16 protein-coding genes are annotated in these 22,501 nt (G+C 37.8%); 13 read left to right on the plus strand and 3 right to left on the minus strand.

The window, feature by feature from the left end; genetic code table 11:
* Positions 1–43: 43 nt before the first annotated feature.
* The 13 genes from ABVM52_RS03305 (at position 44) to ABVM52_RS03365 (ending at position 16,760) form a co-directional block, all read left to right on the plus strand.
* Positions 44–2,602, plus strand: a complete 2,559-nt coding sequence (locus ABVM52_RS03305; RefSeq protein ID WP_405383693.1) for a BamA/TamA family outer membrane protein — start codon at positions 44–46, stop codon at positions 2,600–2,602.
* Between the two features lie 60 nt (positions 2,603–2,662).
* Complete coding sequence (fbaA, locus tag ABVM52_RS03310; protein ID WP_405383695.1) at positions 2,663–3,730, plus strand: class II fructose-bisphosphate aldolase; 1,068 nt, start codon at positions 2,663–2,665, stop codon at positions 3,728–3,730.
* Positions 3,731–3,761: 31 nt separating this feature from the next.
* Positions 3,762–4,628: an acetyl-CoA carboxylase, carboxyltransferase subunit beta gene (gene accD, locus ABVM52_RS03315; RefSeq protein ID WP_405385094.1), complete on the plus strand. Its 867-nt coding sequence runs from the start codon at positions 3,762–3,764 to the stop codon at positions 4,626–4,628.
* Positions 4,629–4,735: 107 nt separating this feature from the next.
* A complete protein-coding gene (gene rpsO / locus ABVM52_RS03320) occupies positions 4,736–5,005 on the plus strand; it encodes a 30S ribosomal protein S15 (protein ID WP_116770049.1) in 270 nt (89 codons plus the stop codon).
* 210 nt (positions 5,006–5,215) lie between these two features.
* Complete coding sequence (locus ABVM52_RS03325) at positions 5,216–7,432, plus strand: polyribonucleotide nucleotidyltransferase (protein ID WP_405383698.1); 2,217 nt, start codon at positions 5,216–5,218, stop codon at positions 7,430–7,432.
* 159 nt (positions 7,433–7,591) lie between these two features.
* Positions 7,592–8,455 (plus strand): RNA polymerase sigma factor RpoD/SigA, encoded by an 864-nt coding sequence (locus ABVM52_RS03330; protein ID WP_405383700.1) that lies wholly within the window; start codon positions 7,592–7,594, stop codon positions 8,453–8,455.
* A 286-nt stretch (positions 8,456–8,741) separates the two neighbouring features.
* On the plus strand, positions 8,742–10,700 hold the full coding sequence (gene pulA / locus ABVM52_RS03335) for a type I pullulanase (protein WP_405383702.1): 1,959 nt from the start codon (positions 8,742–8,744) through the stop codon (positions 10,698–10,700).
* Between the two features lie 23 nt (positions 10,701–10,723).
* Positions 10,724–10,948: a VF530 family DNA-binding protein gene (locus tag ABVM52_RS03340; protein ID WP_068482283.1), complete on the plus strand. Its 225-nt coding sequence runs from the start codon at positions 10,724–10,726 to the stop codon at positions 10,946–10,948.
* On the plus strand, positions 10,948–11,403 hold the full coding sequence (locus ABVM52_RS03345; RefSeq protein WP_405383704.1) for a tRNA (cytidine(34)-2'-O)-methyltransferase: 456 nt from the start codon (positions 10,948–10,950) through the stop codon (positions 11,401–11,403). The genes ABVM52_RS03340 and ABVM52_RS03345 overlap by 1 nt, the downstream gene beginning before the upstream one ends.
* A 45-nt stretch (positions 11,404–11,448) precedes the next feature.
* Positions 11,449–14,088 carry a c-type cytochrome gene (locus tag ABVM52_RS03350; protein ID WP_405383706.1) on the plus strand — a complete coding sequence of 880 codons (2,640 nt, stop codon included), beginning with the start codon at positions 11,449–11,451 and terminating at the stop codon, positions 14,086–14,088.
* The gene (locus tag ABVM52_RS03355) at positions 14,081–15,061 is read left to right on the plus strand and encodes a tetratricopeptide repeat protein (protein WP_405383708.1); all 981 of its coding nucleotides are present in this window, start codon (positions 14,081–14,083) and stop codon (positions 15,059–15,061) included. Before ABVM52_RS03350 ends, ABVM52_RS03355 begins: the two co-directional genes overlap by 8 nt.
* A 62-nt stretch (positions 15,062–15,123) precedes the next feature.
* A complete protein-coding gene (rpe, locus tag ABVM52_RS03360; protein WP_405383710.1) occupies positions 15,124–15,774 on the plus strand; it encodes a ribulose-phosphate 3-epimerase in 651 nt (216 codons plus the stop codon).
* Entirely contained in the window at positions 15,771–16,760 is a 990-nt protein-coding gene (locus ABVM52_RS03365) for a YpdA family putative bacillithiol disulfide reductase (protein ID WP_405383712.1), read from the plus strand. The genes rpe and ABVM52_RS03365 overlap by 4 nt, the downstream gene beginning before the upstream one ends.
* Before the next feature lie 45 nt (positions 16,761–16,805).
* On the opposite strand, the gene ABVM52_RS03370 is transcribed toward ABVM52_RS03365, so the two are convergent.
* From ABVM52_RS03370 to ABVM52_RS03380, 3 genes are read right to left on the minus strand one after another with little or no spacing between them, the layout of a single operon-like run.
* On the minus strand, positions 16,806–18,209 hold the full coding sequence (locus ABVM52_RS03370; protein ID WP_405383714.1) for a TolC family protein: 1,404 nt from the start codon (positions 18,207–18,209) through the stop codon (positions 16,806–16,808).
* 10 nt (positions 18,210–18,219) lie between these two features.
* The gene (locus ABVM52_RS03375; RefSeq protein ID WP_405383716.1) at positions 18,220–21,360 is read right to left on the minus strand and encodes an efflux RND transporter permease subunit; all 3,141 of its coding nucleotides are present in this window, start codon (positions 21,358–21,360) and stop codon (positions 18,220–18,222) included.
* Positions 21,361–21,381: 21 nt separating this feature from the next.
* Positions 21,382–22,494: an efflux RND transporter periplasmic adaptor subunit gene (locus ABVM52_RS03380; RefSeq protein WP_405383718.1), complete on the minus strand. Its 1,113-nt coding sequence runs from the start codon at positions 22,492–22,494 to the stop codon at positions 21,382–21,384.
* Between the last annotated feature and the right edge of the window lie 7 nt (positions 22,495–22,501).

Below are 22,501 nucleotides of genomic sequence, written 5' to 3' on the forward strand. Positions count from 1 at the left end.
ATTTTTGATTTCTATGAGGACGGCACTTTGCTCCAAAAACAACATGGCTAAATTAAGCTTATTATCCCTATTGGCAATAGTTTTGCTATCCTGCAACTCACTTAAAAAAGTTGAGGAAGATGAATATTTGGTTACCAAAAACCTTATTTATGCCGATTCTGTAAAAATTAACAACGAAGAAGTGGAAAGCCTCATTTACCAAAAACCTAATTCTACGGTCTTGGGCTACCCCTTACGATTAAATTTATACAACTTGGCCAAAGAAAACCCAGACTCCTCTTATAATGCCTGGTTATATAAAAAAGAAAATAGAAAAAAAAGATTGGAGAAACTACTGTCCGCCAAGCAAGTTAACCGTCTTGGGGAATCTTTTTTGGTCAAAGGACTGAGCGAATGGCTTAAGGATATTGGCGAGGCACCAACAATTTTAGATACAACCAGAACACGGTTAAGCCTTTCAAGGCTTAGTGCATATTATCAAGGTAAAGGGTATTTTACCAATAATACAAGTTATGAAATTGATACGACCAAGAACAATAGAAAAGCTAGGGTCAATTACCATATAACCCTAGGCGATCCCTATATGATAGATTCACTATCCAATGATATTTCATCAACTGCCATTGACTCTTTATACTTCTTAAATTCAGCAAATTCATTGATCAAGGAGGGTCAGCAGTTTGACCTTTCAAATTTTAACTTGGAACGGGAGCGACTAACCGGTATTTTCAGAAATAACGGCATTCGTAATTTTCAAGAAAGCTCCATTACTTTTGACATTGTCAGGGATACCGTTAAATCTGCCAACGATCAGAAAATGAACATTACCCTTAACATAGGTGATTTAAAAATAAGGGGCGAAAATGAAGTCACCACATCTTCATATAAAGTAGAAAAAATAAATAATATCAATATTTACACTGATTATTTATCTACCTCTACCCAAGACTCCATCAATATAATTGAATATGGTGATTATACCATTCACTATTCTCCAAATTTTGACATTAAGCCCAAAACCTTGGCCAATGCCATTTTTTTTAAAAAAGACAGTATTTATCGTGATGTAGACAAAATACGTACATCTAGACAACTCAATGCCCTGAACATTTTTAAATACCCCAATATCATTTTTGAGGCAGATAGTTTAGGGAACAAGGTCAATACCAATATTTACTTAGCACCTAAACCAAAATACTCCCTTGGAACTAATTTTGAAGTAAGTAGGTCCAATCTTAGAAGATTAGGTGTAGGACTTGGAACAACCTTACTAATTAGAAATATTTTTAAAGGGGCCGAAAATTTAAGTATTTCTGCTGATGGTGCATACGGACTTTTAAGTAACAATACATTTGAAGCTAATTATTTTTCAGAATTTGGAGGCGATATTACTCTAGATTTTCCACGAATTTGGTTTCCATTCATCAATACTTCTAAAATAATACCCAATTACAGCTTGCCAAAAACCCGCATTGCCATTGGTACCAGTTTCCAAAACAATATAGGTCTTGATAAACAGACATTCAATACAGTATTAGGATACAATTGGGTACCCAGTGATTTTATAAACCATAATGTAGAATTACTTAACATTCAGTTTGTACGAAACGTTAATAGCAATAGGTTCTTTAATGTTTATAGAAATACTTTTGAGCGTTTGGACGATGTTGCCGACAACTACGAAAACGAACCTGAGCTAGCCGATTTTTTTGATACGGAATCTGACCCGGACAATCCAACTTTGATTATACCATCAGGTACGACCGGATTTATAAATGCTGTTGAAAATGGAATCATTTCTACTTCAACATCAGACTTTAACGATGTTGTACGAATTGAGGAAAGAAGAAAAAGATTAACAGATAACAACCTCATTTTTGCAACCAATTATACGCTAAACAAGACCAATAGAGATGGCATTCTGGACAATAGCTTTTATCAATTTAGATGGAAATTGGAAAGTGCCGGCAACCTTTTGTCCGCCTTCTCAAACTTTATACCCTTCAATAAAAATGACGATGAGCAATTATTGGTATTTGGGGTACCCTTTTCTCAATATATAAAGAATGAATTTGAATATGTTAAATATTGGGACCTCTCCCACTCCAATGTATTGGCCACAAGGGCATTTTTTGGTATTGCCATTCCTTATGGTAATTCTGACAACATACCCTTTGTACGTAGTTATTTTGCAGGTGGTTCTAACGACAACCGTGCTTGGTTCCCCTATTCATTGGGGCCAGGAAGTGTATCGGCCATCAACGACTTTAACGAAGCCAATTTAAAACTAGCCCTCAATATTGAGTATAGGTTTCCTATTGTTGGGGATATCAACGGTGCCATTTTTGCGGATGCGGGCAACATCTGGAACGTGTTTGATAATGTAGAAGATTCCGATGCCACTTTTGATAGTTTTGACTCCCTAAAGGACATTGCATTGGGTACCGGACTTGGCCTACGGTATGATTTTACTTATTTTCTCTTCCGCTTAGATTTAGGCTTTAAAACCTATAACCCTGCTGAAATACAGTCAGAAAGATGGTTCAAAGATTATAATTTTGCCAATGCCGTCTTACAAATAGGCATTAACTATCCCTTTTAAATATAATTGTTTTATTACTTTTGTTTTTCATTTTTTAAGAAACTAAAAGACCACTCAATTATGGCTCACAATATTAAACCGGGAGTAGCTACCGGAGACGAAGTTCAAGCAATATTCAATTACGCAAAGGAAAAAGGTTTTGCATTGCCTGCCGTGAACGTCATTGGTTCCAGTACCATTAATGCCGTTCTAGAAACCGCAGCAACCTTAAACTCTCCAGTAATCATACAATTCTCCAATGGCGGAGCCCAGTTCAATGCTGGTAAAGGACTTTCAAACGAAGGCCAAAAAGCAGCTATACAAGGTGCAATTGCCGGTGCAAAGCATGTTCACCAATTAGCAGAAGCTTACGGAGCGGTCGTAATCTTACATACCGATCACTGTGCAAAAAAACTATTACCTTGGATAGACGGACTTTTGGACGCTAGTGAAAAGCATTATGCAGAAACCGGAAAATCACTTTTCAGTTCTCATATGATCGACCTTTCTGAAGAACCTTTAGAAGAGAATATTGAAATTTGCAAAGGCTACTTGGAGCGCATGAGCAAAATGGGAATGACCCTAGAAATTGAATTGGGAATTACCGGTGGTGAAGAAGATGGTGTTGATAATACCGATGTTGACGATTCTAAACTTTACACACAACCAGAAGAGGTGGCTTATGCCTATGAAGAACTTAGCAAAGTAAGCCCAAAGTTCACCATTGCTGCTGCTTTCGGTAACGTACATGGCGTATACAAGCCTGGTAATGTTAAGTTGACTCCAAAAATTCTATTAAACTCTCAGGAGTTTATTTCAAAAAAATACAATGTAGGGCATAACCATATTGATTTTGTTTTCCATGGTGGTTCTGGTTCTACCGTTGAGGAGATAAGAGAAGGAATTAGTTATGGTGTAATTAAAATGAACATTGACACAGATTTGCAGTACGCATTTCTAGCAGGTGTTCGTGATTATGTTCAAGACAATAAAGATTATTTACAAGCACAGATCGGTAACCCAAAAGGTGCGGACGAGCCTAACAAGAAATTCTACGACCCAAGAGTTTGGTTAAGAAAAGGAGAAAGTACCTTTGTAGAACGTTTAAAGAAAGCGTTTGAAGATTTAAATAACGTTAATACGCTATAACCAACTTTAAGGTAACTTATAAATGGATGATATGACGGCTTGGTTTAAGAGAAAGGAAAAAGGAATACAAACTTCTACCGAAGAAAAGAAAGACACACCAAAAGGCCTTTGGTACAAATCTCCAACAGGCAAAATTGTGGAATCTGAAGATTTGGCCAAAAACTTTTATGTAAGTCCAGAAGACGATTACCATGTTAGGATAGGCAGTAAGGAATATTTTGAAATCTTATTCGATGACAACAAGTTTACAGAACTTGATGCAAAGCTGACTTCAAAGGACCCATTAAAGTTTGAGGACACCAAAAAATACGCGGAACGTCTTAAAGCGGCACAGAAAAAGACCGGTTTAAAGGATGCGGTAAGAACAGGTTTTGGTAAATCCTTGGGGAAAAACTTGGTAGTTTGCTGTATGGACTTTAAGTTCATTGGCGGATCCATGGGTAGTGTTGTTGGGGAAAAAATTGCAAGAGGTATAGACCATGCCATTAAAAAGAAGGTGCCTTTTATGATGATTTCCAAATCTGGTGGTGCCCGTATGATGGAAGCTGCACTTTCATTAATGCAACTTGCCAAAACATCTGCCAAGTTGGCCCAATTATCAGAAGCAGGTCTTCCGTACATTTCATTATGTACCGATCCTACTACAGGGGGTACAACGGCATCCTATGCCATGCTTGGCGACATCAATATTGCAGAGCCAGGAGCTTTGATCGGTTTTGCCGGTCCAAGAATTGTAAAGGATACTACAGGAAAAGAACTCCCAGAAGGTTTTCAATCTTCTGAGTTTTTATTGGAACATGGGTTTTTGGATTTCATCTCTCATAGGAAAGATTTAAAAAAGAAAATTAATCTGTACATAGACCTAATTCAGAACAATCCGGTAAGAAAGGAAGCATAAATACATGATTTCTTTTTAAAAGGTTCTCAATATTCAAAAAAAGAGTATCTTTGCGCCCTGATTGAAAAACAATCATATACATAAAAATCATTTAAAATAATATTGGAATGTATTTAACAAAAGAAGTAAAAGCCGAAATTTTTAAAAAATACGGCGGTAGTGCAGAAAACACTGGCTCTACAGAAGGACAAATTGCTTTGTTCACACACAGGATCAACCACTTGACCGGTCACTTGAAAAAAAATCATAAAGATTACAACACTGAGCGTTCACTTGTAAAATTGGTGGGTAAAAGAAGAAGTCTTTTAGATTACATGATTAAAAATGATATTGTAAAATACAGAGAGCTTATTAAAGAACTAGGTATTAGAAAATAATTTTAAAAAGGGGATAGTTAACTATCCCCTTTTTTTTAAGTACTCCGTGCCTTAGGAGTTGAAGCCAAGTATTTTGGTAAAGGCGAACAAAAAGCTACATACGGTTTTTCATTGGTCAACACAACAACACAACAACTCCGACCAGAGAAAATTTCAGTCGGAAAGACCATTGTTTAACAAATCTGCACGAGCAGGTTTTAATCAAATTTTATGATTCCAAAAGTATTTAAAGAGGTCATTGACCTTGGTGACGGTAGGGAAATCTCTATCGAAACCGGAAAATTGGCAAAACAGGCACACGGTTCTGTTGTTGTACAATCAGGAAAATGTATGTTATTATGTACAGTTGTTTCCAATTACAAACAAAGTGATGTGGACTTTCTTCCACTAACGGTAGATTACCGTGAAAAATTTGCAGCTGCTGGTCGTTACCCAGGTGGTTTCTTTAAAAGAGAAGCAAGACCTAGTGACGGTGAAGTATTGACAATGCGTTTAGTGGATCGTGTATTACGACCGTTATTCCCAAAAGATTATCACGCTGAAACTCAGGTGATGATTCAATTAATGTCTCATGATGAAGACGTTATGCCAGATGCTATGGCAGGTTTAGCAGCTTCTGCAGCTATTCAATTATCAGATTTCCCTTTTGAATGCCCAATTTCCGAAGCTAGAGTTGGTCGCGTAAACGGTGAGTTCATCATTAACCCAACTCGTGCCCAATTATTAGAATCCGACATTGATATGATGATCGGTGCTTCTGCTGATTCTGTGATGATGGTTGAAGGTGAAATGGATGAGATTTCTGAAGAAGAAATGACCGAAGCTATTAAGTTTGCTCATGAAGCCATTAAAGTACAATGTGCCGCTCAAGTAAAATTAGCTGAAGCTTTCGGTAAAAAAGAAGTACGTGAGTACGAACCAGAACGTGAAGATGCTGATTTAGCCAAGAAAATTCACGACATGGCATATGATAAAGTATATGCTGTTGCACAAGCAGGTTCTGCCAAGCACGAACGTAGTGCTGCATTTGGTGAAATCAAGGAAGAAATTATCGCTTCTTTTTCTGAAGAAGAGCAAGCTGATTTTGGACCAATGATTTCTAAATATTACAGCAAAGCTGAAAAGGCCGCTGTTAGAGATTTAACGTTAAACGAAGGTTTACGTTTAGATGGTCGTAAGACAGATGAAATTAGACCAATCTGGTGTGAGGTAGATTACCTACCTTCTACACACGGTTCTTCTATCTTTACTCGTGGAGAAACTCAAGCTTTAGCTACGGTTACTTTAGGTACAAGTAGAGAGGCTAACCAAATAGATATGCCATCCTTTGAAGGTGAAGAGCGTTTCTATTTACACTATAACTTCCCTCCTTTTTCAACAGGTGAAGCAAGACCTATTCGTGGAACATCTCGTAGAGAAGTTGGTCACGGTAACTTGGCGCAACGTGCATTAAAAGGAATGGTTCCAGAAGATTGTCCTTACACAGTACGTGTAGTTTCAGAGATTTTAGAATCTAACGGTTCTTCTTCTATGGCTACTGTTTGTGCTGGTACTATGGCAATGATGGATGCCGGTGTTCAATTGAAGAAACCTGTTTCCGGTATTGCAATGGGATTGATTACAGATACTGAGTCTGGAAAATATGCTGTTCTTTCCGATATTTTAGGTGATGAAGATCACTTAGGTGATATGGACTTTAAAGTAACCGGTACTGCAGATGGTATTACTGCTTGCCAAATGGATATTAAAGTAAAAGGATTGTCGTATGAGATTCTTGTAAATGCTTTAAAACAAGCACGTAATGGTCGTTTACACATCTTAGACAAGATAACCGAAACTATTTCTACTCCTAATGCTGATGTTAAAGATCACGCTCCTACTATGGTTACTAGACGTATACCAAACGAGTTCATTGGCGCATTGATCGGTCCTGGTGGAAAAGTAATTCAAGAATTACAAAAAGAAACCGAGACTACTATCGTTATTAATGAGGATCCTGTTACCGAAGAAGGTATTGTTGAAGTACTAGGTGTTGGTAGCAAAGGTATAGACGCTGTAATGGCAAAAATAGATTCTTTATTGTTCAAACCAGAAGTTGGTAGCGTTTATGAAGTAAAGGTTATTAAAATGCTTGACTTTGGTGCCGTTGTAGAATATATGGATGCTCCAGGAAACGAAGTGTTACTTCACGTGTCAGAATTGGCATGGGAACGTACTGAAAATGTTTCTGATGTAGTAAACATGGGCGATGTATTTGATGTGAAGTACTTTGGTATTGACAAACGTACACGTAAAGAAAAAGTTTCTCGTAAAGCACTTTTACCTAAACCAGAAGGTTTTGTTGAAAGACCACCACGTGATGACAAACGTAGAGATGACCGTCGTGGAAACGATCGTAATCGCGATAGAAAACCAAGAAGAGACTAACTCTTTGTAAGTATATTCTTAAAGCCTCGACTAAACAGTTGAGGCTTTTTTTATGCCGTTCAACGGAAAAATGAACTTTTTTTTATTGAATTGTAACATTCGGAAGATTTTTACGTATAAGTATATGCAGTCTATGCAAATTGAACTTAATTTATTTTAATGAGACAGCTTAAGATTACAAAACAGGTCACTAATAGAGAGACCGCATCTTTGGACAAGTACTTACAAGAAATTGGAAAAGTGGACTTGATTACCGCTGATGAAGAAGTAGAGTTGGCACAACAGATCAAGGCAGGCGACCAGATCGCTCTTGAAAAACTTACAAAAGCCAACCTCAGATTCGTGGTGTCAGTTGCCAAGCAGTACCAAAACCAAGGACTTACTTTACCGGATTTGATTAACGAGGGAAACCTTGGTCTTATCAAAGCTGCACAGCGTTTTGACGAAACGCGGGGTTTTAAATTTATCTCCTACGCCGTATGGTGGATCCGTCAATCTATATTACAAGCTTTGGCAGAACAATCACGTATTGTACGTTTGCCATTGAACAAAATTGGTTCTATTAACAAGATCAACAAAACTTTTGCCTTTCTTGAGCAAGCACATGAAAGAATGCCTTCGCCAGAAGAAATTGCAAAAGAGTTGGATATGACCGTTGAGGATGTTAAACAATCCTTGAAAAACTCAGGTAGACACGTATCTATGGATGCGCCTCTTATTGATGGTGAAGATTCTAACCTTTACGATGTGCTTCGTAGTGGCGAGTCTCCAAATCCAGATAGAGAATTGCTACATGAGTCTCTTCGTACAGAAATTGAGCGTGCCTTAGAAACATTGACTCCTCGTGAGGCAGATGTTATACGTTTATACTTTGGTCTTGCAGGTCAACATTCAATGACTCTGGAAGAAATTGGTGAAACTTTTGATCTTACAAGAGAAAGAGTTCGTCAAATTAAAGAGAAAGCGATCAGAAGATTAAAGCACACTTCAAGAAGTAAAATATTAAAAACGTATTTGGGCTAATAATAAAATGCGATAAAGCACTAAAATTACAAGTTAATTTTTCCTTAAATTGGCAATATTGGCATATTAGTTGTAATTTTAACGGTAACAACAGTTTATCATGACTGTTCGTTTTTTGATTGATGAATAAACTCCGGCTGATTACCGGAGTTTTTTCATTTATAACTATTTCATAATTATTTACTTAGCTACTAACAGACCTTGGTTACTCCCTAATATTCTTTGCTTATCTTAGAGCATCACTAGGCTTTCTATGAAATATATCGTTTTAATTTTACTAGGTTTTATGCTGATTAATTCTTGCAATACCAACAATAAGACAATTACGGACTACAATGATTATCCTACGGCCGTAAACGAAAACCTTTGGCTTCAATATAGCAAATCATCTACACTATTTAAACTTTGGTCACCAAATGCCGAAGATGTTGTTTTAAGACTGTTTAAAACTGGAAATGAATCTGAACCGTTTGCAAATTATACGCTTACTAAGGAAAATAATGGTGTTTGGCAGCTTGCCATAAATGAAGATTTGAACGGAATCTATTACACTTTTCAAGTAAAAACCTCCAATAACTGGTTAGACCAAACCCCAGGAATTTATGCAAAGGCTGTTGGGGTCAATGGCAAAAGAGCCATGATTTTAGACATGAATAGCACTAACCCAAAAGGTTGGCAGAAAGATAAATCGCCCCAGCTCAACCATCCTAATGAAGCTATAATCTACGAATTACATGTGCGTGATATGACCATTCACCCACAATCTGGTTCATCTACCCCAGGTACATATTTAGGTTTGATTGAACCTGACACAAAAGGTCCAAATAATATGGCTACAGGTATTAACCACTTAAAGGAATTAGGTATTACACATGTACATCTTTTACCCACTTTTGACCATTATTCCATTGATGAAACAAATTTAGATACCCCACAATTTAATTGGGGATATGACCCTAACAACTATAATGTTCCTGAAGGTTCATTTTCAACTGATCCTTTTAATGCCGAAATCCGTATTAAAGAATTCAAACAAATGGTCAAAGCTTTTCATGAAAATGGAATTGGTGTTATTATGGATGTTGTTTACAACCATACCGGTAAAACAGACACTTCTAATTTTAATCTTGAAGTACCCGGTTACTACTACAGACATTGGGAAGATGGTACGTATTCTGATGCCGCTGCCTGCGGTAATGAAACTGCATCAGAACGTAGTATGATGCGTAAATTCATAATAGAATCCGTTACCTATTGGACCAAAGAATATCATATTGATGGTTTTCGCTTTGACCTCATGGGCATTCATGATATAGAAACCATGAACGAAATTGCAGATGCTGTTACAAAAATAAACCCTGATGCCTTGCTTTACGGAGAAGGATGGACAGCAAATGACTCTCCGTTACCCGAAAATAAACGAGCGCTGAAAAAACACATGCAACAACTACCAAAAATTGCAGCTTTTAATGACGATTTGCGAGACGGTTTAAAAGGCTCTGTCTTTGAAGACCAAAGCTTAGGTTTCGTAAGTGGGGCTATTAACGCATCAGAATCCATTAAATTCGGGATTGTTGGCGCTATTCAACATCCTCAAATACAATACGATAGTGTTAATTATTCTGATGCTGCTTGGACCTTAGAGCCTTGGCAGTCTATAAACTATGTGTCGTGCCACGATAACCACACCCTTTTTGACAAGTTACAGATATCAAGACCAGATGCTGATTTAAAGGAACTAATTGCAATGGACAAATTGGCAAACGCCATAGTACTGACTTCCCAAGGCACGCCATTTCTACATGCTGGATCAGAACTACTTCGCACCAAGTACGGTGAACATAATTCGTACAACTTACCAGATAGCATTAACCAAATAAATTGGGAGTGGAAAAATAATCATAAAGAGGTGTTCGACTATTACAAAAACCTTGTTAGGCTAAGAAAAGAACATCCCGCATTTTATATGAGCAGCGCTAATGAGGTTAGAAAGCATTTAAAATTTCAACAAAGCAATGATAGCCTTGTCTCCTACACTATTGAAGATCATGCCAATTATGACCGCTGGAAAAATATTCTAGTAATCTACAATGCTTCCACCCAAAATATTGATTATAGCATTGAAGGAGTTTGGTACAAAGCAGTTTCTGGTAGTACCTTTGACTTTGAAGGCTTACAAACCTTAAAAGATACTATTGAAGTACCGGCACTGTCCATGTACATTGCTTTTCAGAAACAAAACTAGTTCTTAAAAAATAATCAATTCCAATGAGTTCAGATTCTCAACCTAACAATCCGCTTCACGGTGTAAAACTAGTGACCATTTTAGAAGAACTTACCGAAAAATATTCTTGGGAAGATTTAGCCGGGCAGGTTAATATTAATTGTTTTAAAAGCAACCCCTCTATAAAATCTAGCTTAAAGTTTTTACGCAGAACACCTTGGGCAAGAGAAAAAGTAGAACATTTATACTTACAATCTTTTAAAAAATAATGGGCTTCAACATTGTACTTATAGAACCGGAAATTCCAAATAACACCGGAAACATTGGCAGGTTGGCACTTGGCACAGGTTCCACGCTACACTTGGTAAAACCCTTTGGCTTTGAACTTTCCGATAAACGTTTAAAAAGAGCAGGTTTAGATTATTGGCAACATCTAAATATAATTATGTACGAAAATATGGATGCTTTTTTTAAAGAACATCAAACCAAAAAAATGGTTTACTTTTCTGCCTCTGCCACAAAAAAACACTGGGAAATTGATTTCGAAGATGAGATGTTCCTGGTATTTGGGAAAGAATCTGTGGGGCTTCCAAAATCGTTACTAAACAATAATTTGGATAATGCTGTAAAAATTCCTTTGTACAGTGAGCATATACGAAGTCTTAATTTAGCAAATGCGGTTGCTATTTCTATTTATGAAGGTTTGCGGCAAATAAGCCTATAAATGAGAGGGTTACTTTGTATATTTAAGTGTAAATATACCAGACCCATGACCAAAGTAACCACCCCATTTTTATGCCTATTGTTTATTTCCTTTTTGATAGGATGCTCTAAGGACCAAAAGAAAATAGAAGATCAGAATGAAATTTCATTCACACTTCCCCAGGGTTTTGAGCTGGAAGAAATTTATCACCCTACCAAGTATGGGCATGGGTCATGGGTTGCCTTGGCGCAAGGCAACAATGACCAAATGTTTGCCTGTGACCAGTACGGAGAAATATATCAATTTAATATTCCGGAAAAGGGAGATATACTTGATAAAAACAAAGTAACCCCTTTATCCTTGAACATTGGCCAGGCTCATGGAATGCTTTGGGCATTTAACAGTCTGTATGTGGCGGTAAACAAGAAATGGAATGATGATATACCTGATGACCAAGAAACAGGTAGTGGTATTTATCGTATAACGGACAGCGACAACGACGGAACCCTTGATACGGTGTCCCTATTATTAAAGTTAGAAGGTTACGGGGAACATGGGCCGCATAGTTTAACACTTTCCCCAAATGGCAATGAGATATATTTTATAGCGGGCAACCACACTTTAATTCCGGAAAAAGTCAAAGAAAACAGTCATATCCCAACCAATTGGGGCGAAGACAACTTGTTTCAACCCTTTCTGGACGCCAGAGGCCATGCAAGCGATGTAAAAGCCCCTGGCGGATGGATTACGAAATTCAATGAAGATGGATCTTCATGGGAACTTGTTGCTGTAGGATTCAGAAATCCGTTCGACCTGGCATTTAATGTTGATGGAGAATTATTTACCTACGATGCGGATATGGAATGGGATATTGGTATGCCTTGGTACAGACCTACTAGAATTTGCCATGTTACCAGTGGTAGCGAATATGGTTGGAGAACAGGTTCTGGAAAATGGCCTTCTTATTATCCTGATAATCTACCGGCCGTTCATAATTTGGAACAAGGCTCGCCTACCGCTGTTCTTGCTACCACGAAATTAAATTTACCTGCTAAATACAACAAAGGACTTTTGGCAATGGATTGGAGTTTTGGTACCGTTTATTATATTGACCTTGAACCCAAGAATAGTTCATATGAAGGCAAAAGGGAAGAGTTTTTATCAGGAACACCTTTGCCGTTAACAGATATGATTGCCGGTAATGACGGTAATGTATATTTTGCTACAGGTGGAAGAAAGTTAGATTCTCGCTTATACAGACTTCAGTATACAGGCGCTATAAATTCTGAAAATCAGCCTAAAAACAAGAAGGGTGAAACTTTACGCCATCTGCGTAAGGAACTGGAAAAATATCATGGATTGGTTTCATTAAAAGGAAAGCAATTGGCTTGGGAGCATTTAGATCATCCAGACCGCTTTATTAGATATGCCGCCAGAATTGCCTTGGAGCATCAACCCTTGGAGACTTGGCTTAAAAATTATAAGGATGAGAAAAACACACGTAAAATAATAGAAAGCAGTATTGCATTAAGCCACCAAGGCAAGGCCGAACATCAACCCCTAATTCTTAAAACTTTACAAACCATACCCCTGCAAGACATTACAACCAATTTGCAATTGGATGCTTTACGGGCATATTCCCTAAATTTTATTAGAATGGGCATGCCAGACATGAAGGTCAGAAAGGATATAACCCATACTCTTACTACATTATTTCCTTCTAGTTCAAATGCAGTCAGTAAAGAACTTGCCCAACTTTTGTTATTTCTGGACGAAGAAAACACCGTTCAAAAACTAGTGGAACGGTTGGAATTCCACACCAAGCAAAAAACTGTTACTGAAGGAATAGAAATGCTTTCTGAAGAAACTACCCTACGCAGTGAGGAATATGGCCCATTAATTAGAGATGTTATTTCTAATATGCCACCCAGCGAGGCCATTTTTTATGGCATGTTATTAAGCAATGCAAAAAAAGGATGGAACAAAGAATTAAGGACACGTTATTTTTCTTGGTATTTTGATGTACTTGGCTCAAATGGCGGTAGAAGTTTTAAGGCCTATATGGAAAATGTACGGCAACGAGCCATGAACCATGTTCCTAAAGAACAGAGAGATTACTTTCAAGAAATATCCGGTGTGTATTCCCCTTCTACTGCTGTAGCAGATTTGCCGCAACCTATTGGCCCAGGGCAGATATACACCAGTGAAGATATGGGAGATTTAGTCTGGGGTGGCTTGGAAAATTATCAAGGTGCCATAGAAAACGGTAAAAGGGCCTTTGCTGCAGGAACATGTATTCTTTGCCATAGAATGCGTGGTGAAGGTGGTTCTGCAGGGCCAGACCTTACACAAGCACATTCCAAATTTAGTACGTATGATTTGTTCTTTGCCATTTATAGTCCCAATGATGAAATATCCGACCAATATGCAAATACCCTGTTTCATTTAAAGGATTCTACCAAAATTGCAGGTAGAATTAAAACTGAAGTTGGTGATTCCATCGTAATAATACCCAATCCGTTCAATGAAAATTATACCATTAGTATTGCAAAAAATAATGTCATTGACAAAGAACTTTCACCCGTATCACCCATGCCTCCAGGATTATTGAACAGATTGAACAAACAAGAAGTAGCGGACCTTTTTGCCTATATTATATCCGGTGGTGATCCCAACCATAACATTTATAAAACCAATCATGACTAAAGCATCCTTATTTACCAAAGTTATTTTCAACTACCGAATGTTATATGCTGTATTGTTATTATTATTGAACATTCACTGTAAAACGGAAAAAAAAGATAAAAACAACCACAAGAACCATACCCCAGACCAAGAATCAATCTTTAAGACACCATTGGGCAAGGAGTATAAAATTACGGACCAATCACAGAAATTAAAAGATCAACACCGCCAAGCAATGTCCGTCTATGAAAAATACCCAGATAGTATAGAGGCTATTATATGGTTTGGGAGAAGAACTGCATATTTAGGCAACTACGACGATGCAATTTCCATTTATACCAAAGGAATTGAGAAATTCCCTGCAGAACCTAGATTATACAGACATAGAGGTCATAGGTATATTTCTATCCGTAAATTTAATGAGGCAATAGCAGATTTGGAAAAGGCCGGTAAATTAATTGCAGGTACAAAGAATACCATTGAACCGGATGGTATGCCCAATGCCAAAAATATTCCAGTTAGCACGCTTCATGGTAATATATGGTATCATTTAGGACTTGCCTATTACCTGAAGCATGATTACGAAAATGCATTTGATGCCTTTCTTAAATGTAGGATGAGCGGCACATTACCGGACAATATTGTTTCTAGTACCCATTGGCTTTATATGATCCAACGTAGATTAGGAAATTTAGAATTGGCAAATGAAATGCTACAACCAATTACTACAGATATGGACATTATAGAAAATCAAAGTTATTACGAACTTTGTACACTATATAAAGAAATGATACCTGTAGAATCTTTGCTACAAACTGGTACCGGAACCCCTTCTAACGACGCTGTCTCCTATGGGTTGGCCAATTGGTATTTTTATAATAATGATAAGGACCGGGCCAAAAAAATAATGCTAAATCTTGTAGAGAGTTCTTCATGGAGCTCTTTTGGGTATATTGCAGCAGAAAGTGACCTTTTACATTATTATCCAAGGTAATTGCATTACGCCAAGAAAACTCAAATCCTTACTTTTGTACCAACGTTTTAACCATTAAAAAAATGAGTAAAAGAATAATTGCCCCTTCACTTTTGGCAGCGGATTTCGGTAATTTACAGCGAGATGTGGAAATGGTGAATACCAGTGAAGCAGACTGGCACCATATAGATGTAATGGATGGGGTTTTTGTTCCTAACATTTCCTATGGAATGCCCGTGTTAAAAGCTATTCAAAAACACGCTACAAAACCACTGGATGTTCATTTAATGATCGTTGACCCTGATCGCTATATAGAAGAATTTGCAAATTTAGGGGCTGCGCACTTAACCGTACATTATGAGGCTTGCCCTCATTTACACAGAACCTTACAAGCAATTAAATCTCATGGTATGAAGGCCGGGGTAGCTATTAACCCACATACCAATGTTCTACTTTTAGAGGACATTATTAAAGATATTGACATCGTAATTATTATGAGTGTAAACCCTGGTTTTGGTGGGCAATCTTTCATAGAAAACACCTATGATAAAATTAAGGCACTAAAAGCGTTGATTACACAAAAAAATGCAACCACCTTAATTGAGATTGATGGTGGGGTCACTACCGGTAATGCGCAAAAATTAATAGATGCGGGAGCAGACGTTTTAGTAGCAGGAAGTTTTGTCTTTAAAAGCGAGGACCCCCAAGCAACTATAAAAGCATTAAAGGGATGAAAAAAGTATATGACATCATTATCATAGGTGGCGGACCTATAGGTATTGCATGTGGATTGGAAGCCAAAAAAAATGGTCTTGATTATCTCATCTTGGAAAAAGGCCCTATTGTTAATTCGTTATTTCATTACCCTACCAATATGCAATTTTTCTCTTCTTCTGAAAAGTTGGAGATCGATGAAATTCCGTTTATTAGTAAAGAGGCCAAGCCAAAACGAGACGAAGCATTGGAATATTATAGACGAATCGTTACTTCAAATAAACTGAACATTCATTTGTTCGAAAAAGTTGAAAGCGTAAAAAAGGATTCCAATAGATTCAATGTTATATCGTCCAAAAACACGTATAGCAGTAATCAAATTATTTTAGCAACCGGATTTTATGACATTCCCAATTTATTGAATATTCCAGGGGAAGACTTAAGTAAAGTAACACACTATTATGACAATCCACATTATTATTCAGGACAAAAAGTTGCTGTAGTAGGGGCCAGTAATTCTGCCATTGATGCCGCACTTGAATGTTGGCGCAAAGGTGCTGAAGTCACATTGATAATTAGAGGTGACGAAGTTGGGCAACGTGTAAAATATTGGGTAAGACCTGACATTATCAACAGAATTGAGGAAGGTAGTATTAAGGCATATTTTAAATCTTCCCTCGTCCGTATAGAAAAAAATACGGTTACTATTAATGTTGAGGGCAAGCATATTACCATAGATAATGATTTTGTACTAGCGCTTACCGGTTACAAACCTAACTTCAACTTTTTAAAAATGCTGGGCGTACATATTAGCGATGACGAAAAAAAATTACCCCAGTACAACCCGGACAGTATGGAAACCAACATTGAAGGTCTTTACTTGGCAGGAGTTATTTGTGGTGGTATGGAAACCCATAAATGGTTCATAGAGAACTCTAGGATACATGCCAAACAAATTATCCAGGATATACTTTCCAAACAACCAAGCACATCTGCTATAAAATAAAAAAGGCATTGATAGTATCCAATCAATGCCTTTCTTCATCTAAACTTATTGCCACCCTCCTCCTAAGGCCTCATATAGGTCTACTATAGCCTGTAACTTGGCATATTTTGTATTTGTAAGGTCCAAATTGGTACTTAAGGTATTTTGCCTAGCGTTCAACACCTCTAGATAATTAGCCAGACCATTATCCAATAATTCTTGCGAATATTCCCGGGCCAAAGTATATGCTTCATATTCTTTTTGCTTCACCTTAATTTTATCCAATGCTGCATTATAGGAATAAAGAGCATCGGAGACTTCTTTTGATGCATTAAGAAGTGCATATTTAAATTGAAGTTTTGCCTGTTCTTGATTTGATTGCGCCACTTCATATTGGGTGCGTATCTTTCTTCCGTTAAACAACGGTTGGGTTAATCCACCTACAACAGTTGCAAACAAGGAACTAGAATCAAATAGCTTGTCAAAATCCAAACTTTGCAAACCTCCGTTCGCGGTCAAGGTCAAGGAAGGGTAAAAATTGCTACGTGCCACATTGGACAATTCAAAAGCATTCAACAATTCATATTCCGCAGCGATAACATCTGGCCTATTGGCCAAAAGTTCATAAGGTACTCCAGTTTTTAAGGGGGTAGTAATATCCTGTCCATCTAAACTATTACGAGCAATGCTCTTGGGTTCACTTCCCAATAATATGGACAAGGAATTCTCCAACAAACGTACATTGTTCTTTAAATCTATTAAAATTGCCTGTGCCGTGTAAAGTTGTGCCTCGGTCTGCTTTACTCCAACTTCGGTAACATTTCCTGCCTCCTTTAAAGCTTTGGTCGTTTCCAGTCCGCTTTCCCTAGTGGCTATGGTCAACTCGGTAATGGCAATTTGCTCATCTAAACTTAATAATTGGTAATATAACGACGCTATATTTGCCACCAATCTGCTCTTTACGGCTTTATGTGCCGCCACAGATTGCAAATAAGTAGCTTCATAAGCCCGCTTATTACTTCTTATTTTTCCCCAAATATCCGCTTCCCAAGATAATCCACCTGCTACCTCATATTGGTCCAATCTATCAAATTGGCCACCAAATTGACTATTGGTAGAAAGCTCATTATGGGTATATTGCGCAGATACGTTTAGTGTGGGTAAATAGCCGGCCTTGCCTTGCTTTAAGTAGGCTTCGGTAATTAATATTTGTTGAATGGCCTGCCTTATATCAATATTGTTGCTTAAACCTTCTTCTATATAACCTTGTAATAATGGATCTGTAAACAGCTCTTTCCAGGAGATAGTAGCTAAGGATACACTGTCTTTTTGCAGTGAATCGGTTCTAAAATATTGGGCGTTCAACAATTCATTTTCCGGACGCTCATAGGTTTTTGCCGAAAAACAAGACACTAATATAAGTGGCAATAGTATGACACTTGTAAATTTTATAATCTTTGAAAATTTCATACACATAAAATTATTCTACAGTTTCTATTTGGGTTGTACTAGGAGCCCCGTTAATTTTTTCTTGCAACCATTGAAAAAGAATGAATAAGATAGGTATAACAAATACCCCTGTAATGGTACCTATTAACAGGCCACCTACGGCACCCGTACCTATAGACCTGTTACCCGCGGCTCCCACACCATTTGCTAAAACTAATGGCATGAGACCAAGGATAAATGCAAAAGAAGTCATTAAAATGGGGCGCAATCTTGATTCTGCTCCTTGCATTGCGGCGTCTACGATACTAATGCCTTCCCGCCTACGTTGCAGTGCAAATTCTACGATCAAAATAGCATTCTTAGCCAGTAAACCTACCAGCATAATAAGTGCAATTTGAAAATAAATATTGTTTTGTAGACCTGCTAGCTGTGTTGTAAAATAAGCTCCAAATACTCCTAAAGGAAGTGAAAGCAAGACCGAAAACGGAATAAGGTAACTTTCATATTGTGCGGCCAATAAAAAGTAAACAAACACTAAGGACAGTAAAAATATAGTTGTAGTCTGGTCTCCGGCATTTACTTCTTCCCTGGTTAAACCAGAATAGGCCGTAGTATAGTTAACCGGTAAGGTTTTAGAAACTTCTTCCACCGCTGCAATGGCATCACCCGTACTAAACCCAGGATTAGTGGCCGCCGTAATTTTTGTAGAATTGAAAAGATTAAAACGGGTAACCGACTGTGGACCATATACCCTTTTCATACTTATGAATTCTGTGATAGGGGTCATAACACCAGCATTTGTGCGCACATATATCTGGTCCAAGTTGTTTATATCCGCACGGTCTTCCGGTAATGCTTGTACATAGACCCTATATTGCTTTCCAAATCTAGAAAAATCCGATGCAAAAATACTTCCTATATATCCTTGTAAGGTTGAAAAAATACTACTCACCGAAACACCCAATTCCTTGGCCCTAGGTACATTAAGCTCAAGTTCATACTGGGGATATTTTGTGTTAAATGATGATTGCGCATATTGTATCTCCGGACGCTGCATCAATTTCGCAATAAATTCCTGATTGGTTTTATCCAAATCCTCAAAACTACCGCTGGACTGATCCAATAGGTTTACCTCTACCCCTGCGGAACTACCAAAACCAGGTATACTAGGCGGTGCAAAGAAAATAATATTGGCTTCAGGAATGGTTGCCGCCACTCCAAACATTTTGGCGGTAATGTTCTGGATGGATAACGAATCTGCACTACGCTCATCCCAGTCCTTTAACCTTACAAACCCTAGCCCGTAGTTACTTCCTGAGCCTCCTAAAAAGCTACGACCTTCAATTACCGAACCTTCCAATACGCCGGGTACTTGTTTCAATTTGGCATATAGCTCTTGGTTTACGGCATGAGTTCTATCTATGGACGAACCTGCAGGTAATTCTACATTGATAAAAACTATGGCCCTATCCTCATCTGGCACAAAACCGGTTTTTACATTACTTGATGACCACCATATACCAACAACGGCCAGAATTAAAATAACGGCGGTTACCCATTTATTTCTATATAAAAAATGTACCGCTTTACCATATTTGTTGGTAGTTGCCTTAAAACCTGCATTGAAGGCATCAAAAAAACGTTGAATAAAATTTTTACTTTTTTCATGATCATCCTTATGTGGCTTTAACAAAAGTGCGCACAGCGCAGGAGAAAGCGTCAATGCATTGACTGCAGAAATCATAATTGCTACAATCAAGGTTACACCAAACTGTTCATAAAAAACACCGGTAGGACCTTGAACAAAGGTTACCGGAATAAATACAGCGGCCATTACCAAAGTAATTGATATTATGGCACCTGAAATTTCATTCATTGCGGTCATGGTGGCCTTTTTTGGGTCTTTTGCCCCTTCATCTAACTTGGCATGAACCGCTTCTACGACCACAATAGCATCATCTACTACAATACCAATGGCCAATACCAAAGCAAACAAGGTTAATAGGTTTACGGAATACCCAAAGAGATTTAAAAAGAAAAATGTACCAATAATGGATACGGGTACCGCAATGGCAGGAATTAAGGTAGACCTAAAATCCTGTAAGAAGATAAAAACAACCAAGAATACCAGTAAAAAAGCCTCTATTAAAGTACTGACCACTTTTTCTATTGAGGCGTTCAAAAAATTATTGGTATTATAAGGAACAAATATTTCCATTCCCTCTGGCATATTCTCTTCTATGATTGCCATCTTATCCTCAATAGCATTTATAATATCACTGGCATTTGAACCTTTGGTCTGGTATATACCTAAATTTACCGCAGGATGTCCCGCAGTTGTTGATCCTGCGGCATAGGATTGTGCCCCTAATTCAATATCCGCAATATCCTCTAACCGTAAAAAACGTCCGTTATCCAGTGCTTTTACGATAATATTGCTGTACTGTTCCTCGGTTTTAAAACGGCCGGAATATTTAATGGTGTAACTAAAGGCTTGTCCATCATTTTCACCCAACGAACCTGCCGCAGCTTCTAAACTTTGTTCATTTAACACGGCTGTTACATCTGATGGTATAAGTCCATAAGCGGCTAATTTTTCTGGTTGTAACCAAATGCGCATGGCATAGTCCTTGGACCCAAAAACATTTACATTACCTACACCGTTTACACGCTGAAATTCAGGAATGACATTTATTTTCAAATAATTTTGAATAAAGGTTTCATCATAGTCCGGGTTACTGCTATAAAATGATAAAAACATCAATGCACTGGTTTGCTGCTTTTGCGTGGTTACCCCGGTCTGTATTACTGCTTGGGGTAAAAATGCATTTGCTCTAGCAACCCTGTTCTGAACATTTACGGCGGCAATATCCGGATCAACCTCCTGGTCAAAAAATACATCTATTGATGCTGTTCCACTATTGGTGGCCGTAGAGGTTAAATAGGTCATTCCCTCAACACCATTAATTTGTTCTTCCAAAGGAATTATTACACTCTCCAGAATAGTTTCTGCACTAGCACCAGGATAACTGGCACTTACATTTATGGTAGGTGGCGCTATATCTGGATATTGTGTAATGGGTAAGCTGTATAAACCTAATACTCCCAGAATTACGATTATAATGGATATAACCGTAGACAATACGGGGCGTTCTATAAACTTTTGTAACATGTTGTTTTGAAATTTGGGTATTTATCTAAATACTTTTTGCATTGGTTTGGCTATGCTGTCAAAAACAACAGGTTGGGGTATGATCTTGGTTTCTCCCCTAATCTTATCTACTCCTGTTGCTACGATGGCATCGCCCATCTGTATACCGTTATCCACTAAATAAAGATTGTCTACTTCCGCAATAATGGAAATGGAAGTAGAAACGGCCATACTATCCTTTTTGGAAACCTTGTAAACGTAAGTACTACCTTGACGTTCAAAAGTACTTTCCTTAGGTACTACCAACACATCCTTAAAACGTTTTGGTATCATAATCTTAGCACTATTTCCATTACTTAATATTCTTGATGGATTACTAAATTTGGCCCTAAAGGTTATGGCTCCTGTAGCCTCATCTACTTGGGAATTAATAGTTTCTATAGTACCTTCTTCTTCATAGATACGCCCATTTGCCAAAACCAGCTTTACCTTGGGCAGGTTCTTTATTTTCACGGAAATATCCTCACCATCCGTATCCTGTATAAAATCCAAATAATCTTTTTCGTTCATAGAGAAATAGGCAAAGACCTCGCTAATATCTGCCACCGTGGTCAAAGACTGTTGGTCACTTGGACTTACCAGTGCACCTCTTCTAAAACGTATGGAACCCACAAAGCCATCTACCGGACTTTTTATATTTCCATAATTAATGTTCGCGTTTACGGAGTTATAGGTGCTTTTCGCTTGTTGTAGTTTAGCCTTTGCGGACTCTAATTGAACGCTACTGATAATATTTTTTTCTACTAGGGGCTTTAATTTATCTACTTCTACTTGGGCTGCGTTTACATTGGCACTTGCAGCTGCAGCATCTTGAGATAACGATTGTGTCTCTAACTTAAAAAGAACTTCTCCCTTCCTTACTTTTTGTCCCTCGTCTACTAATACATCGGTTATGTAACCAGAAATCTTTGCCCTAACCTCACTATTTACAATCCCTTCTATGCTTGCTGGGTAGGTAGTATAGGAAGTGATATCCTTAGTTGGAATAGACACCACCTCAAAAGGTTTTGCGGCGGACATAGGTCCTGGCTTTGTATTGCCGTCTCCACACGCGACTAGGAGAATCAGCGGAATCAATACTATAGATAGTTTCATTTTATTC

This window comes from Maribacter sp. LLG6340-A2 (assembly GCF_045057105.1).
Lineage (GTDB): Bacteria > Bacteroidota > Bacteroidia > Flavobacteriales > Flavobacteriaceae > Maribacter.